Below are 16,687 nucleotides of genomic sequence, written 5' to 3'. Positions count from 1 at the left end.
GCCTCCGAGATCTCCTTGGCGACGTCGGCCTCTTTTGGTCTTCGCTCCGGGCCGGTCATGCCGTCGCGATCCGGATCGTCGTGCGCGACGCCTGAAGGATCCGCAGTACGTCGTCGTGGGTTGCCGCAGCGCCGAGCAGGAGGACGGTCTCGCCAAAGGTCCCCATACCGATCGACACGACATCTCCCGGATGTTTGAGCACCCGGATCGATTCGACTCCGGGGTGCCGCGCCATCTCCTCGATCCCCCGGATGCCGGCGATGGTCCCCTCCAACTCGGGATAGAGGGAGATGTGATAGCTGACGGAGTCGGAGCCGATCGATGCCAGTTCGTTCCGCGCCTCGTCGGAGCGGCCCAGCGCGATGGCATACCCGGCCCGGACGAGCGCTCCGGGACTGCGCTGACAGAGCAGGCTGTCGACGAGCCCGCCCAGCCGGCCGTTGACCTCGATGATGACGGGGCCATCGGGCGTGAGCTTGAGTTCGGTGTGGCAGAGACCGTTCTCCACACCGAGGGCTTCGATCGCCTTCGTCGCCTCGGCGTACGCGTCGGCCCTGACGGTGTCGGGGAGATTGTCGGGGAAGACCATGCCCGTCTCCCGGAACGGGGACGTGATGGGGAACCGCCCGGAGACGCCCACGTGCGTCGGCGAGCCGTCGATCACGGCCGACTCGACGGAGATGTAGTCGCCCCACTCCGCTCCGGCGGCCGTGGTGTCACCCTGGAGGATCGACTCCAGGATGAAGGCCTCACCGGGCAGCCCCTGGGCGGCCAGACTGTCGAGGAGCGGACGCAGTGAGCCCGGGTCCGCGACCCGATAGGTGTGCCGGCTGCCGTAGCCGGCCCTCGGCTTGATGATGGCCGGGAACCCGATGCTGTCGAGTCCTGGCGACGAGACGCCGTCGACCGGGACAAGAAAATCGGGACCACGCGCGCCCTTTGCGCGCAGGCGTGAGCGCTGCAGGAACTTGTCCCGCAGGAGCCGCGCGGCCGACGTCCCGACCGAAGGGAGCGACAGCGCCTCGGCCAACTGGGCCGCCGGAGCGATGCCGGGGTCGGCGAACGACACGACGCCGTCCGGCTGGCCGATCACATCCAGCAGGGCGAGCGGGTCACCCGGGGTGAACTCGTGAACCAGAGCGATCTCGTGTAGCAGGTCGAGATGAGCCGCGACCTCGTCGGAGCCCTTCGGCACCGCGAACGACAGCTCCGCCGTACCCTCGGCGTTCGACAGGAGCTCGAGAGGCGATGCGGATCCGCCGTCGAAGACGACCACCAGATGAGGAAGCTTCACTGCGCCATCCACTCTGGAGTCCGTGCGCGTGCTCGATCGCCGGCCGACCCGGAAGTGTTCAGCGTGGCCACGGCGGCACCTCGATTCATCCTCGATGGTGGTTGGTCGGCTGGGGACAGTCAGGGGAGGATGGCAACGCCGTTCTCACGGACGAATACCTGGAAGTCGCGGATGTCCGTCTGCTGGGTGACCCACATGAGCAGTCGTTCGACCCCGAGGCCGAAGCCGCTGGTCAGCATCGGCGCGGTGTCCTTCATCGCGACATACCACCCGTACTCGGTCTCAGGTACCTCGTGCAGGCGCAGCGCCGCCCGTACCGATTCGCCGTCGACGTGGCGCTCACCGGCACCGACGACTTCGCCGGGGCCGAAGAGCAGATCGCCGTTGAGCGCGTGTCCCTCGCCGTCGTTCGCCTGGTAGAACGGCACGGAGCGCTCGTCGAAATGGGTGATCCAGACGAACTCGCCACACAGTTCCATGAGCTTGCGCTCGCCGGCGCGGGTGAGCCCCCGGAAGCCAAGGTCCGGATCGGTTTTGACCAGTTCCGGGTCGCCGTCGAGCATGTCGATCGCCTGATCGAGGGTGAGACTGCGGAAAGGCGTTGGATCATCGAGACGGGCGAAGTGGTCCAGAGATCCGCTGGCCCTAGCGATATCCGGGCCGCACTCGCTGCGAAGGCGCAGGAGGATGTGCCGAATGTATTCCTCGACGAGAACCTGAGTGTCGGCGAGGGTTCCGGGAATCTCCGCCTCGCTGTGGAAGAACTGGCACAGGTGGGTCGAGTCGGAGGCCTCCCCCCGGAAGGACGGCATCATGTAATAGGCACCCGCCTCGCTGAGGCGGCAGAGGTATTCGAGCCCGAACTGCATGGAATCGGCGAGGTACGTACGCACATCGAACATCGACACCGACACGGGGGTCGAATCACTACCCAGGCCCATCGGTGACGAGATCGACCCGGTCGTGACCGGGAGGTGCCCGAAACGGACTCCGCGCGCACTCCAGAATTCAACCGTGGCTGAGGTGACGCAGTCCTGGAGTTTGACGACGAGGCGGTACCATTCGCCTTGGAGCGCCTTTAGGTAATGGGTCTCCGAGTCCTCCCAGGTGCGGGGAGGGGTGATGTTTTCGTCGGTCATGTCAGATTCTCCCGGACTGCGGGCGCCGGAGCCCCTGCGGAAGCTGGGGCTTGCAGATTGCAAGCACCTTGGTCATATTCTCGAAGGTCACCAAAATCTCCATCCTTCGGTGGTTTCGGGAATTGCGGCGACGTCGTCGTCGCACTGGCCGGACTGTACGGTGGTACACCTCCTGCCAATCTTCGGCAGGAACGCTATGAAAACGTCTGGGCAGACCTGGGCGCCGGATCACCGGCCGCTGATAAGGCAGGCTCGGCCCCACCAGGTGGGTGGCACGTCCAATTCGCGCCGACCCGCCAAGGCGAGTTGGCCGATGCCACTTCCTGCGCGATCTTGTCGGCGACTTCGCGTGAGCGGCTCGACGGCCCTTGGATCAACCTGAGATGAGACCGGGCCCTTGCGTTGACGGGCCCGGCAGCCTCAGCCCGAGGGCGTCGGTGGGTGAAGCCATCCCCGGAGGGTGCGGCGACATTGGACAGCGCACCGACCGTGCGTCACTCCTGGTGCTTGATCCACAACCGCAGGAGATGGCGCCGCTCTTCGGGGTTGGGGCTGTCGACGAAGCCTGTCCGGCCGTGGAAGATCGACGTGTTGTCGAGGAGGAACAGGTCCCCCGCCTGAAGTCTCAGTTCCGTCGCGAGCCCGGCGTCCTCGATCACCTTGGGGAGGCCGCGGATCAGTTCCTGATCCTCGGCCGTCACGGACCCGGGGTGGAAGTCTCGCCCACGGTCGAGCGCCCCGATGCTGAAGCGAGCCACCAGTTTGCCGGAATAGCTTCTGAAGACGGAGTCTTCGACGAACGGGCCGTCTTTCAGGGCTGCCGTCGGCCGGCCGCCCCACCACCTCTTCTCGCACAGAATGCGGAGATAATCGGGGCGGTTAGCTGCCAGCCATTCGTAGACGGCGGGTGCGCTGGCAAGTACCGACCTGCCGCCGTCTGGCGCCTGCTTCATGCAGAGCAGCCCGAGGATGCCGATGTCCGGCCGACCGCCGGGCACCTCGCCTTCCTGGGCGCTGGCATTGTCCGTGTGCATGGGCTGCGCTTCGACAGAGAGGCTTGGCTCGGGTGCGGGCTCAGCGCCACTACGAACGGTGGCCAAGACTTTCGCGGTCATCGCTTGCGAGATCGTGCCAATGGCCCCGTCCCGGGCGGTCGGCTGTTCGAAAACCGGGCCCAACAATGGACTGACCGTTTTGATGACGCCCGCGTCGATGTCCTCGATTCCGGAAATCGGCCATCCTCGGAGAACGGCAAAACCACGTCCCGAGAGCACCCGTTCGTCTGCGACCCCGCGTAGGAAGCTTCCAACGCGCTGCAACTTGTCTTCCGGAACACGCGCCGCGTCGACGCCGTGAGCTTCGACCTCTTTCTGAATGTCGAGCAGATCATCGACAATTGCAGAGGGCACGGATACAAGCCAGTCGTCTTCTTCGATACTTTGCTGATCCCATACGCGCGAACGCGGATAGGTCACCCCGCTTAGCATTCAGGTCTCCTATGGCATCCTTGCCGCCGTGGCTGGCGGCGTCCATATCAACCGACCTGATCCCCCGTCGGCTGGCACCATCATAGACAGACGAGCCGCCGGATGAAAGAGGAACTTCGAAGTAAGGGGAGGCTTACCTTAGTAATTTCATGCCCGAAGCAGATTATATCCGGCGGTGACGCCAATATCAACGCCGGTCAACTTCGCCACATTTCCAGCCGAATGTTGACCCCCCTCGTGTCGTGGGTTCGAGTCGAAAATGAACGTCATTAAACCGGCTGATGATCGGGATGCCGTCGAACCGCGCTACTGCCGGCCGGCGGGTGCTGGACCCGGGGACGCGACATCGTGATCTTCGATGGTGTGCGCGGTGCGCTCTCCCGGTGGGTGCCAGCCCAGGCCAACCCATGCCAATGCGGGGTCGCGTGGCGGACCGCCGGTCGCAAACCGGGGTCCGTGTGCTCGCGCTGTGGTCTGGGCTGGGAGAACGGCCCTCCGGGAACGCGGGTGCACGTGGGCCGCTCCCAGCCACCCCGGGTGAACCCCAGATCGCTAGACTAGGCGCTCGCGGCCCCGTAGCTCAGGGGATAGAGCATCGGTTTCCTAAGACGACGCTCTATCTGCACCCATATGCTGATGACCTGCAGGTTCCTATTTTGTATTCACTTCAGTGGGTCGCACACGCGCGTTGCTGTGGTCGCTTGCTGAAGCTCAGCAGAGCTGACGTAAGTCCTGCTCAGGCCGTACTTTGGTCGGTCCGACGCGTTCATGCCGGAATCCGGCGAAGTTGCCGCGCCGCGTCAATCTACGGTGCCGCGAAGGCCGGCGCCAGCAGCGTGACGGGTGTGGCTGCGCGTGCCGGGTGGTGGTGACCGACCCAGAGGGCTCGTCCGGTGAGATATTGGGCGAAGTCGGGGTGGCCGGTCCAGTTTTGCAGGGCGAGGCTGCTCCGGGCGGTTGTTGTGCAGGGCGGCACGGAGCTGGTCGTACTCGTGGCGTGGTGTGGCCGGGCTCGCTCGCTGGAGGTCAGCAATCGAGGCGGTGCGTGCGATTGGCCGCGCTCCTGCTGCGGGCTTGGTCAAGCCCGCGGGCTCTTGCGGGGGACGCGCAGGCAGTAATGAGTCCGATCAGACTTGGATTGCGACGGGAACGCCGATCTGCTGGGCGACGGGTGTCCAAATGTCGACGTCTTGTTCCGGGGTCTCGATGGATACGGCGAGAGCGTAGCGTGCGCCGGAGTCGCTGCCGTCACGCTTGGGGTTCTCCTTCCACCATCCAGTCACGGGGAAGATGGCTATGGCGCCGCACCCGGCGAGATCCGCCGCTGATCCTTCCCAGATATCGGTATGGAGGGAGCCTGCGGTTCGTTGATTACTCCCGAAGATCCACTGCTTGGCGTCATTGGTGCTACTCGGTCGGCGCTCCTCTTCGGCTAGCGCGCGTTGATTAATGCGCTTGCGGAAAAGATCAGTGGACTCTGTAGGCCGCCGGATGTCGAAACGAAGGCCGTGGGATGCGTAGCTGTATCTCCGTTGCCAACCGCGGCGTCCGGGGTTGGGCTCGATAAAGTACGACAATGTCACGCGCAACCTGACCTGCGCGGCTCCGAGTCCTATCAGGACGTCAGTGGGCCATGGCAGGTCGTGAAGGTGCATCTCCCTCATGGTTCCATCGCGGTAAGGGTGGATTGTGTCCTGAGCGATAAGGGTGAGTGCGTCGCTTGCGCTGCGGGTCGCACGATCTAGGCTGGGTAGACCCATTCCGTATCGTCTGTGGAGCTGATGGACCGCGGCCTTGCCTACCCTGCGGGCTCGGTCGACGCGCTGCTGCATGGCAGTCGTCCACTCCGCAGAATGGACGATCAAGGCGCGAACCGTCTCAGGCCAAAGTGTCGGGTAGTCAGCAAGGATCGATGCGGCTAGGTGAGCAGCCTGGGCTGTGGCGGCGCTGGTTGCGCAGGTGGTTGTGAGGAGGCGTGCATCGACGCCCGGGTGTCGGGTGGTCAGTACCTGCAGGGCCTCTGGAGTGTCATAGCTCGTTCCCGCAGGCGAGCAGGCGACGTTGCCGCCTTCGAGCACGATGTCGGGCTTGATCGGCCATCTACGGCTGAACGGGACGGAAGTTCGGCTGTGTGGTGATAGCTCACCGCGGGGGGCAAGCGGTATCCAGCCGTCCCACATCTTCCCTGCGGATGCGAGATTATCCAGGCTTGTGTAGGCCCCCACGGTCAACGCGTTCCACGCTTGTCCGGGGTCCTCGACCGGCTCGACATCGTTTCGGTTCAGGTAGTCCTGCTGGAACTTGGTGCGCTCCACGTTCCCGGCGCTAATGAGGAAGAGGCGACGAGCTGCCTCCTCGGCCTGGTCAAGATAGACCAAGCCGTTGTCGGTGACGTCGATGCTTCTTCCGGCCGCGAGCGCATCGACAGCTGCAGACCACGACGTCGGTTCGCCCGTCACGCGACGGCGGCTGCCGTCCTCTTGGACCGGTCCTCCTTTTGCCGTAACAGCCATCGAGAATACCCGGCGACGCGCAGGGGCTTGAACCTCCACAAGGCTCGCCGCTGTGGCGGTAACTGCACCATGCAGCTCGGGTGGATGCGCCTGAGGAGGCGGCGGTACCAACTTGACAGACTCTAGGCGGTGCCGAAGCTTTACTGGTCCCGCTGATCGTAGGACCTTGCCAAGATCGCCATAGAGAGCGAGGCCGGCCATCTCTGTACCATGGCCACCGTGGTCGTCAAGCCGCCAATTCGGATCGCAAGAGTGGCAGTCGGTTAGGTCGAGTGAGTGTGTCAAGAGCGCATGGTTTTTGTGAACACCGGTATCGAGGATGCATACGGTGGGGGCTTCGGCTGAAGCGGCGCTTGTTCGGTCGACGAGTTGGTCTACCCACTCACGCTGTTCGCTGGCGGGCTCAGAGGCAATTTGTTGCGCGAGTTCATGAGGTTGACGTAGCTCAGCGAGGTCATCGAGCACGTCTAGGGCGGTTGCCAGATCCCGGGCGGTCGCTTCGACCAAGACGACCGTTCGGTCCGAGAAGCCCAGGGTGCGCGGGCCCATCCGGACTCTCGCCCGCTCGGCGAATTGCTGAAGACGGCCGATCTCGTTGCCGTCGCGGCGACGCAGCCACACTTCCCACCAGACGCGGGCATCCGGCTCTGGAAATTGCTCTGGCGGATCGGTCCATAGCGCCTCGACTGAAGCTAGCCTAACCGCTGCGATCCGGTCGACGAGGTTGGCGTTTTTCGGCTTGGCGTCATTAGTGGTCTCAGCGTAGCCCTCGAGCTTGGAGAAGAAGTGACCAAGTTTGCCGTCTGGGACGAAGACGGTCGCCTGCTCCACCGGTCCTGTTGGCGTTTCGACTTCATGGACCGAGACCAGTTCTGGTTGGGGACCCCTGCGCTGCGATTCCAGCGATTGGAGTGCTAGGCCGACGCCAGGAAAGCTCTCGAACACTAGATACAGGCCGTCGATTGCTCCTTCGACGGTCGCCTCTCGTTCCGCACGCCTAGTCTGTGCGGCTATGTCGACTTCTCTCAGTTGCTCGGAGAGCCGTTGCGCGTGAGCCTGACGATCCGAGGGTGCAGCCACGGTGCCGTTGTCGCCCCCGCTACCGGGGCGGCGGTATGGCTCGGCAGTGGCGGCTCGCGTGAGGAGGAGATGGGGGCGGTTTCGAGGGGCCATCTTTACTGCTTCTCGTGGGCCATGTTCTGCCGATCGCGCAGGGCTGCCGCCAGGGTGGCAGGAGTGACGTGTTGCTGACCAGACAGGATGGCCTCCTTGGCGGCTAGTTCGCAGGCGACTGTGATCTCGGCGTGACTCAGGCCTGCTGCGGCCTCGTCGATAGCACTCCACGCCCACTTTTTGGGCCCCATCGTAGCCAACCGATTGCGGATAACAGCCCTGCTGACCTCGGGCGTGGGTAGCGGATACCCGACAACGAGGTCGAACCTCCGGAACAGCGCGCGGTCGAGCAGTTGAGGGTGGTTCGACGCGGCCACCAAGAGGCTGTCCGAGTCCTGCTGGTCTAAGAACTGCAAAAAGGAGTTCAGCACGCGTCGGATCTCACCAACATCGTTGGTCCTGGAGCGCTCTCCCCCAAGAGCGTCGACCTCATCGAACAGGTAGATTCCCCGGGTCTCCGCTAGCGCGTCGAACACAAGCCTCAGCTTTGCAGCCGTCTCGCCCATCATCTTGGTGATCAGGGCGTCCAAGCGGATGGTGAAGAGTGGTAGTCGAAGCTCGCCGGCGAGGCTGCGAGCCGTCATCGTCTTTCCGGTCCCGGGCGGGCCGACTAGTAGGAGGCGACGCAGAGGGTCGAAGCCGTGTTCCCGGAGTCTGTCTTGCTGTCGCTGCTCAAGCAAGACACGCTCCAACCGTTGCCGAACTTCCGGCTCCAGCGCGAGGTCTGCCAAACGCGTGGTCGGGTAGGCGACGCTCAGGAGGTCAGCTAGCTCACCTCGTGGTCGAGCGACAGGAACCGGGCGACTAGCTGGCCTGTCTGCCCTCTCAGAAGTTGCTCGGAGTCCATCGACTAGATCTCGCAGCTCTTGGGCGAAGTGCGCTTGACCGCTTCGAGCGGCCTTCGCGGCTACCTGCAGGGCTACCGAGTAGAAGCGGGCATCGTCACCCTCGCCATGACTTCTGACCAGGGCCTTGACTTGATCAGCTGTCGCCACGTACGCCGCACCTCCCCCAGCTGCCGTGCATGAAACCGCCGCAGACGCTGACCTGACCCTAGCGTCAACGACTGACTTCCCTGTGCGACATGATCTAAAATGATCTTGAGTATCGCGACCTTTGCGATTCCCCCACTTGCCGACCAAGCTTAGAGCCAAGACAGGTGGCAGGGCCGCCGCGGTTCGGTCGCAGGGAGCCTGCGGGGCGGAGACTTCATCCGGCCAGCGCCACCATCATTGCGGTGATGCACCGGATCAGCAAGGCCGTCCCCGCCGAACACCGCATAGGCCCACCACTGGTCCGAGTGCTCCGTCTCATCACGAATCACCTGGCGACCCTGGAGCACCACTTCGGCCTCGCACGGGAGTCCGACCTGGCCGACGACAGCGTGGTCCGCTTTCACGACGACCTCAACATCGTCGTCCGCCTCGTGACGGCGCCGAGGTCGGGGCCAGTGTCCGGACCCGACCCGGACAAGAAGGAGACCGGCGACGCCACGCTCCAGTTGCACACCAACCATCTCGCAACGGATGTTCTCGGCAGGAGAGCGACTGTCTGGGCGCCATTGTCGGACTGTAGGACGCCGCCTTCTTCCAACCTGCCAGGCTCATCGACCCGCAGTCTGGCCTGAAGAGGGCCTTCGTCCGCACCAACCGGCGCCTGCAGTGCTGGAGGCAGCCCAGCTGTTCACCGAGCCCAAAGACCTGGCCGAGAACCCCAAACGAAAGAAGCCCGAGCCCTACCTCGGCACCAGGTTTTTGGGGCCGGCGCGATCCTGCGGGCTTCCGCCTCACCGCCCCGAGTGGGACCGTTGCGCAGCCGTCTCGTATAGCGCTGCGGCGGCTTATGGATACTCGGCCCGGATGAGGGTGGCGAGGTCATTGCCGGCTTCGGTGGTGTCGACAGGTCCGCCGGCCAACTCGGTGGTGAGTGCATCAATCGGATAGCGGGCAAGGACGTGGTAGCGGGCCAGGTACGCCGCAACCGCGGAGACCTAATAACCGCTCACAGCGGCGAGCAGCGTGTAGGTAAGGACCTGGTCGATGAGACCCTCGAACTGGTGGGTCTCGGTGAGGTGGCCGGTCTTGACTTCCACGATCGTGGCGCCGGCGAGTAGGTCGGCGACCCTCAGCCCATCGAGTAGGGCGGGACCGGCGGTTAGGGGGCCGTAGCTACGCAGCGCAGCACGGAATCCGCTGAGGTAGCTGGCCCAGAAGGCGGAAAATTCTGGTCGGGCGGCACGGGTCGCGGTCGCGCAGATGGCGATGGTCCGGCGATGCCGCAGCGGACCTTGCAGCTTGGGATGGGCCTCGTCCGGCGTGGTGATGGGAAGCTGTCGCAGGGCTTGTTCGAGGATGGTGAGCACGCTGCCCACCGTGAGCAGGCGGGCACCTGGCACTTCAGAGTCGGTCCTGCGCCACGCCGCGTCGCCTCTCCGGTGGTCGGGCCGGTATCCGGCGGTGGTGAGGAGGGTCTGGCGCTCGGTCTTGGGCAGGCTGGCTAACAGGTGTGGGTACGGCGGGGTGTCGCACAGATCGAGTGCGAAGGTCTTCTCGATAGCGTGGCCGAAGTGTCGCGGATTCGGCGGGCACGCGGTGATCGGCGCAGGAGCGCGGTGGATGCGGTGGCGTAGGTCGGCGATCAGCTCCTCGCGGTACGGGAGGCGGCGGGCCAGCCACCGTTTCGACGACAACGGCTCGAGGTCGGGGCGGAACACATCCATCGGACACTCCTCGGCAGGAGGGCACGCCAGTGCGGCTTCCAACACGGCCTGGTCAATGACCGGCAGGCAGCCTGTGGCGGGAAGGACAGCAAGAACGACCGGCTTATGCGTGAGCGCGTGGAAGAGGCGTGAGCGCTGCCGCTGGCGGGGTCTCAGCCCTTCGGCATCATCGGCCGATGTCGGGCTCGGCTACTGCAGGGCGGCGTGGTTAAGAAGCGTTCGGTCACACGAGCCGAAGCCGCTCAGTAACTCTACGCGACAACGAAGTTTAGGGATACCCGTGTAGATGCCGGCGGTCACGACCAGCGGTACTCCAGACGCAGACCCTGGCCGACGAAGCGATACCGGCCGCGGCTCGCCGGGTCGAACGGGTTCGGGAGCATACGGATTTGGCGGTTCTCATTCATGACGTTGGTGATCACTAGGAGCCGCCACCGCCGGTTCCGGGCGTTCTCCTGCGCCGCGATGACCTGAGTCTCGCCCAGCTCGATTCGACCGCCCTCGGCGAGGGTGGCCTTGACCTCGTAGTACCAGGTGCCGCTCCGGCCGGGGACTTCAAAGTCCCAGCCCCGGCTGTCGTCACCGGTGCCGGGAAAGACCCGCTCACGGTATCCCGACACCCAGCATTCCGGGGTGAAGTCGGCGCCGTACTGCCGCTCCAGCCATCGATAAGCGAACCACTCGCCAGCGAAACCCACCCCCAGTTTTTGCAGGTTTGACAGCTCGGACGCGAACCCACCGCCGCCGAAGCCGCCACCCGCGATCCGGCCGCCGGGGCCGGACCGGGCGTGGGTTTCCTTGAGGCCGGTGAACCTGCGTTGAGTGGCCAGGAACGCGGGTGTTCGGTCCAGCGAATTGTCGAGAGCCGCGCGCAGCGAGGTGAAGCCGTCGTCAAGGTCGAATGGTTTGTCGTCGATGTTCACGGTCCGCCGCTGCAGTTCCCGTTCGGCGCGTTGCTGCCGCTCCTCGGCTTTCTGGCGGTCGAGGTCGTCGGGGGTGAGACCAAGCGCGTCAACGTCATCGGTCGCGGGCATGTCCGTCGGCCAGACGCCGAGGGTTTGCAGCCAGCGGAGCACGTCCGGAAGCGTCAGCATGGCGAAGTCGAGCGCGCCGGCCGAGTCGAGCGTTGCGCGCAGCGCCGGGCCTGCCGACGCCTCGTCTGTCCACGGCGCGGGGACCGGGCGGCTGTGCCGTTCGAGCCAGGCGCGCACGAGCTTGGCCAGCCTGCCGGCGGCGGTATCGACCAACTCGGCGTTGGCCTTGGCGCAGTCGCTGCGGCGGGGCAGAGGGGGGCCGCTGTCTGGCGGCTGTTCGCCCAGTCGCGCCGTGAGTTCTTCCTCGACGCGCGCCACCATGAGATCGGTCGAAAGAACGTCGACGGTGGTGCCCCACTCCGGGTCCGGGGCGAGCAACTCAACCCGCCGTAGCTGGGGCCAGTCCGGCTGGGGGTCGCCGGCCGCGAAGCGGTCCCACCGGTACCAGCGCAGCCGGTCAAGCAGCGAGTCGCGATGGTGGCGTACGTAGTCGGCGAAGTCCTCGGAGTGCTGCGCGCCGTAGTCGATGAGCGTATAGCGCCCGTCCATGCCGGACAGGGTGGCGTTGAGTTCGCGTACCGGTATCTTCAGCTGCTGCTGCAGCGCCGCGAGCGTCGGAGCGTCGAGCGCCGCGGCAAACAGCTCGTCCGGCTCGTGGTCGAGTCGGTCGGCCAGCGCAGTAAGCCGGTCTCGGGCCTCCTGCTCGCTTTCCATCGACGGTGAGTCAGGGTCGAACGGCGCGGCCGACTCAGCGTCCAGGTAATGCGCGACGACGGGATAGAGCCTATGTAGTAGGGGTCGTAGGGAAGATTGGATTCGCCGCGCCATCGTCCGGACGTCCTCGGCCGTGACGTCGCATATCTCGGCCACGTCGTCATCGGCGAGTTGGGCGACGGGGACGCCGAGCCGCCGGGTCCGCTCTGCGGCCCACCGGAAGGTGCGGGCGTAGTCCCGCCGGCCGATGAGGTATGCCAGCGGCTCCGCCATCGCCTCCAGCATGTCCCAGTCCAGCTCCGTCTCCGCGCCCTCGACGATCAGGGACGGATGCGCGGCGTGCGGCATCGGCAGCACCCCGTGCAGCCGGTCCGGGAGCCGCCGGGTTTCCTCGCCGAGGCGCACCTCGACCGTGCCAGCGAAGGCGACCCGCACCCGCCGCAACGCGTCGAGCGTGTCGTCGAACGCCCGCTGACCGAGCCGGCTGAACTGGCTGCGCTGGTGGTCGAGCAGCGTCGCCACGAACAGCGGCAGCCACGGCAGGATGCCGACGATTGGTCGGGCGCCGGCGACGGCCGGTGGCCCGAACTCGTGTCCGTCCAGCAGCACGACCGGCGTGACGCCGCTGGCACGTGAAACCCGGTCGCCGAGGCGGCGGCGCAAGATGGCGGTCACCGTCTCGGGATGCGCGTCTACTTCGAGGACCCGCCACCCGAAGTCGGCCATCAGTCGGAGCAGGCTCTGCTCGTCGTCCCGCGACGCGACTACCACGTCGGGCGGCTCCTGGTCGCCACCGGCCGGCTCGAGCGGCAGAGCTGTCGACGAGCCGCCGACGTCGACAACGAGGTAGCCCCGGGTGTGCGGCGGGAACGGCTCCACCTCGGCGGCACGGGTGGCACAGGCCGCCCACGCCGCCCGGTACGTGTTGTGGAACTGTGCCGCGTGCATCTCGGTAACCGCGCCGGCGTGAAAGAGCGCGCCCAGGTGGCGCACCAAACGTGGGGCATCGGCGTCCCGGCCCCACACGCCCAGACCCAGCTCGGTCAGCCGCCGCAGCGCCACCGGGTCGTCGTCGATCAGATCCCGCATCGGCTTTGCGAGCAGCGTCGCGAACCGCGGCGGCACGTCGTCACTGCGAACCGGAAACGTCCAGCACTCGGCCGGCGTCGCGAAAGCCCCGCCGCTCTGGCCGGGTCGTTGCGTCGGCAACCAGGCCACCGTACGCAGGAACGCGCCGAGCGGCGTGCATCGCCATTGCGGGTTCTTGTCGCCGGGCCGGTCGCGTTCCCAGACGGTCGCCAAGGCGTCGGCCGGCCAGGCGCCCTTGAGTCCGCGCAGAATCTGCCGTGCCAGGTGCAAGCGCACCCGGTCGGTCAGCCGTTCCCAGTCGGGCTGTCCCGGCATCCACCAGAGCGGGCTTTTCACCACGTAGGGGGTGGACGGATACCACGCAGCGGACGTCGCCGGCAGGACCTTCGCCCACTGGTCGCGGACCGGATCGGGCAGCCCGGGCACGGCCGAAAGCCGATCGCGGGTCAGGTTGCTGCCGTAGATCCCGCGACCGTCGGATACAGACTTGAGCGGCACCACCTCGCCAACGCCGATGCGCCGCAGGAAGGCAACCCAGTCGGCAACGTGGTCGCCGGCTCGCATGACCTGCGCCGGAGGTGCCAGCAACCGCCCTGCGAGCGAGTACAGCTCGGCCGACCGGTCCTCTGGAGTGGCCGCGATCGCGGACAACTCCTTGCCGGTGGTACCCGGCCAGTCGGACGAGAACAGACAGTCGCCGGCGGCCATCCAAACGCCGTTCGCAGTCGGCAGTCGCAGGCCCAAGGCGGCTAGGTCGGTTTTGATGCGGGCACCGCTGCGGCTCAGGTTGAAGATGAACGTCAGCGCGTCCCGGGTGACCCGTTGCGCGCGGCTGTCGGCGAGCACGGCTCGGATGTGTTCGAGGATGCCCCGCGTCTCGAATCCGCGGACGAGCCGGTTCTCCTGCAGGAACTTGCGCGCCGGGGTCTGTTGCCGGTTGACGTGCCAGGTCAGATCGCCGTGCAGATAGAACAGCCGGCTGGACAGGCTCGCTGGCAGCGACAGGTCGGCGCCGGGGTCGACGTCGTCCTCGTCGGCGATCCGCTGGGTTGTCGGCGGGAAGAACGGTGCGGCCTCCCGGCTCGCGGGGGTCTCGCCGGTCCGCCGGCCGGCGCACGGCGCGAGCTCGTCCGAGTCGGTCAGCAGAATGCGCCGCGCCCGCAACGCCTCGGGCGCCTTCTCGAAGAGGCGCGCGATGTCCGCGTAGGCTTGGTCCCAGTCGCTGATCGGGCGGCGGTCGCGCTGCATCACCGCCATGATCTGTTCGACCCAGCCGGCCAGACGCTCCGGCTCTGGCGTCACGTCGAGTCCGAGCCGCGACAGCAGGCTCCTCAGCCGCGCCTGCCGGCGCGTCGGCAATTCCCGCAGGAACTCGGCGCCGCTGGCTGCTGTCGCGAAAGCTGCGGTCAGCATGCCTGTGTCGGGTACGGGCCAGCGCCATGCCGCGGCTGGTGTGAGCCAGCGGCCGGCCGCCTGCGCGGGCAACAGCGGGCGTTCGCCCAGCGGTCGGCCCTGCTCCTCGGCGCGAGAGGTGAGCAGCCCCAGACGGTCGTCGTCCCAGCACAAAAGATCGAGCACAGCCGCAGGGGCGGCGTCGTCCGGCCAGCCGGTGAGCGCCTCGGCCGCGTCGAGGCAGAGTCCCGCCGCCGAGGTGAGCAGCAGCCGGTTCAGCGGGTTCGTCTCGTCGATGTCCGTGCGGGACAGGTCGGTGAAGAACGGCGCGTTGAGGTGCCCCGCGAACGGCGACGGCGCCTTACGGCCCATCGGCAGGAAGGTGTAACACCGGCCGACATGCGCGTCCGCAGCCCCGTACGGCACCGTGACCGAGACTTCGACCGCCGCCGTCGACTCGGCATACCTGGGGTCGAGCTGACGCCGGTCGATCGCTTCCTGCACCGCACGCCGGTAGGCGGCCGGATCGACCCGCCGAGACAGCACCAGATAGGTGCCGTCCTCGTCCAACGTCACAAGGTCGCAGGTGAAGTCATCGGCCGCCACCGACGCGCTGCTGCGTACCCGGGTCAGCACCCGCTCTTCGCTGGCGGAACCGTCCTCTCTTCGGACAGTGACACTTTCCAGCCGCTTCAGGAACAGCATGAGCGGCACCTCTGACGCTTCGAGCTCGTCGAGGCGCTCGGCCACCGCATCGACGGCGCCCTCGTCGAGCGGCAGCCGCACCACGGTGGCATAGCCGTCGGCCCAGAGCGTGGCCACCCGAGCGGGCGTTCCCTCGGCTGGCAACGTGATGCTGTAGAGCGAAACCTCGTCGATGATCTGCCGAGTGAGCACCGGATCTGCGCCGACCAGCCCTGGCACGTCGTCCTCGGTAGCAAACCGGAAGCAAAACCCCGGATCTCCGCTGTCCAGCGTGCTGTAGACCTCCGGAGTCGCGCATATCTGGAGCACGCTCTTGAAGCCGACACCCTTGTTGCCGATGCCCTCGCCGATCGGCTTGTCGCTCAGCCCGAGTGAGCGGATCCGCCGGGCGTTGCTGGCGGTGAACCCGCGCCCGGTGTTGGCGACGTAGAGAGTGCCGTGTGTGCCCTCGCCGCGCGCCAGCACCACCGCGATGCGCCCGCTGCCGGCGTCCGGCGGCTGCGCGTCGTACCCGTTCTGAATTAGCTCGAACAGGAAGCGGCCGCCGTACTCCCGCATCGTCTGGCCGATCATGCTCTTCTGGCTGCGCGCGAAGTCCTGATCCTCCCGGGTCATCAGCTGGGCCCGGACGAGGCGGTCGGCCCGGTCACGCAGCTGCGCGTCGGCCTCGGCGCGTGAAGCCGGCTCGGTACCTTTCATCTGCTCTGTCTCCCGGGGTGGAACTACCGCCTCTTGCGTTCCAGGCTGCTGCGGAGGTTCTTCGCGCCCATCTCCGAGACCCCGGCGTGGGCCAGGGCATACCCCACAGCGGTGTCGACGTCGATCAGCCCGCCGCGCAGCACGGCGTCCAATACCTTGCGGGCGTGCTCACGCTCGTGACTTCCGGTCCAGTTGTTGTGCCCGCCGAAGAGCACGGCCCGGTCGAGAGCCTTCTGCGCCTCGGGGTCCAGCACCGGCACCTGCGGATACACCCCGGACAAATCCTCTGCCCGGGTTCCGGCAGCCCATCCGGCCAGGGGGGTCATCGCGCTCTCCAGGACCACCAGCGCCGATCCGCGCGCCAGGTCAGCCGCTCGTCGCAGGGACCGGGCGTCGGGGTGGTAGGCCACCAAAGCACCACGTGGCCGGTCTCGGTCGAGCGGGTAGCTGAACTGGTAGCGGCTCGCCAGCCGGTGGACCGGGCCAGGGCCCCCGTGCGCCTTCGCCGCGTTGTAGAACACCACCGGGGTAACCCCGTCGGCGGCAGCCTGCTCCTCGATCCACTGCACCGCAATCTGCTCGAGTTCCTCCCACCGCTCCAGGTTCTCGTCGACGTCAGGGATCCACGCGGCTACCCGCAGCAGGCTCGGGTGCTGCCGCGAGGGTTCGTCCGGCTGATCGGTCACTCCCCGCCTCTTTCGTCAGTCACTCACGGCCAAGTGAACCAGC

At 66.5% G+C, this 16,687-nt stretch carries 9 protein-coding genes; 1 reads left to right on the top strand and 8 read right to left on the bottom strand.

The genetic code is table 11. The features are described from left to right. Positions 1–55 precede the first annotated feature (55 nt). From ACIBTX_RS01530 to ACIBTX_RS01510, 5 genes are all read right to left on the bottom strand, one after another. Positions 56–1,294 carry an ATP-grasp domain-containing protein gene (locus ACIBTX_RS01530; RefSeq protein ID WP_396831888.1) on the bottom strand — a complete coding sequence of 413 codons (1,239 nt, stop codon included), beginning with the start codon at positions 1,292–1,294 and terminating at the stop codon, positions 56–58. Between the two features lie 119 nt (positions 1,295–1,413). After that, positions 1,414–2,433, bottom strand: a complete 1,020-nt coding sequence (locus tag ACIBTX_RS01525) for an asparagine synthetase A (protein WP_357124306.1) — start codon at positions 2,431–2,433, stop codon at positions 1,414–1,416. Positions 2,434–2,927: 494 nt separating this feature from the next. Continuing rightward, positions 2,928–3,908, bottom strand: a complete 981-nt coding sequence (locus tag ACIBTX_RS01520; protein WP_396831887.1) for a TauD/TfdA family dioxygenase — start codon at positions 3,906–3,908, stop codon at positions 2,928–2,930. Between the two features lie 1,139 nt (positions 3,909–5,047). Further along, positions 5,048–7,264, bottom strand: a complete 2,217-nt coding sequence (locus tag ACIBTX_RS01515) for a S8 family peptidase (RefSeq protein ID WP_396831886.1) — start codon at positions 7,262–7,264, stop codon at positions 5,048–5,050. Between the two features lie 344 nt (positions 7,265–7,608). After that, positions 7,609–8,286: an AAA family ATPase gene (locus ACIBTX_RS01510; RefSeq protein ID WP_281579131.1), complete on the bottom strand. Its 678-nt coding sequence runs from the start codon at positions 8,284–8,286 to the stop codon at positions 7,609–7,611. A 557-nt stretch (positions 8,287–8,843) separates the two neighbouring features. Between ACIBTX_RS01510 and ACIBTX_RS01505 the strand changes: the two genes are divergently transcribed. Beyond that, positions 8,844–9,233: a hypothetical protein gene (locus ACIBTX_RS01505; protein ID WP_396831884.1), complete on the top strand. Its 390-nt coding sequence runs from the start codon at positions 8,844–8,846 to the stop codon at positions 9,231–9,233. A gap of 363 nt (positions 9,234–9,596) precedes the next feature. Here the strand turns inward: ACIBTX_RS01505 and ACIBTX_RS01500 are convergent, their stop codons facing one another. From ACIBTX_RS01500 to ACIBTX_RS01490, 3 genes are all read right to left on the bottom strand, one after another. After that, positions 9,597–10,325: a hypothetical protein gene (locus ACIBTX_RS01500; RefSeq protein WP_396831883.1), complete on the bottom strand. Its 729-nt coding sequence runs from the start codon at positions 10,323–10,325 to the stop codon at positions 9,597–9,599. Positions 10,326–10,621: 296 nt separating this feature from the next. Then, complete coding sequence (locus ACIBTX_RS01495) at positions 10,622–15,958, bottom strand: sacsin N-terminal ATP-binding-like domain-containing protein (protein WP_396831882.1); 5,337 nt, start codon at positions 15,956–15,958, stop codon at positions 10,622–10,624. A 23-nt stretch (positions 15,959–15,981) separates the two neighbouring features. Then, entirely contained in the window at positions 15,982–16,644 is a 663-nt protein-coding gene (locus ACIBTX_RS01490; RefSeq protein ID WP_396831881.1) for a hypothetical protein, read from the bottom strand. Positions 16,645–16,687 lie beyond the last annotated feature (43 nt).

The organism is Micromonospora sp. NPDC049359 (assembly GCF_044466585.1).
Classification (GTDB): domain Bacteria; phylum Actinomycetota; class Actinomycetes; order Mycobacteriales; family Micromonosporaceae; genus Micromonospora.
The sequence above is the reverse complement of the archived record's forward strand: the minus strand, read 5'-3'. Positions and strand labels throughout refer to the sequence as shown.

What these genes read in the sequence shown, in the direction of transcription:
- ACIBTX_RS01525 (WP_357124306.1), bottom strand. Translation starts at nt 2,433, where the DNA reads ATGACCGACGAAAACATCACCCCTCCCCGCACCTGGGAGGACTCGGAG.
- ACIBTX_RS01500 (WP_396831883.1), bottom strand. Translation starts at nt 10,325, where the DNA reads ATGGATGTGTTCCGCCCCGACCTCGAGCCGTTGTCGTCGAAACGGTGG.
- ACIBTX_RS01495 (WP_396831882.1), bottom strand. Translation starts at nt 15,958, where the DNA reads ATGAAAGGTACCGAGCCGGCTTCACGCGCCGAGGCCGACGCGCAGCTG.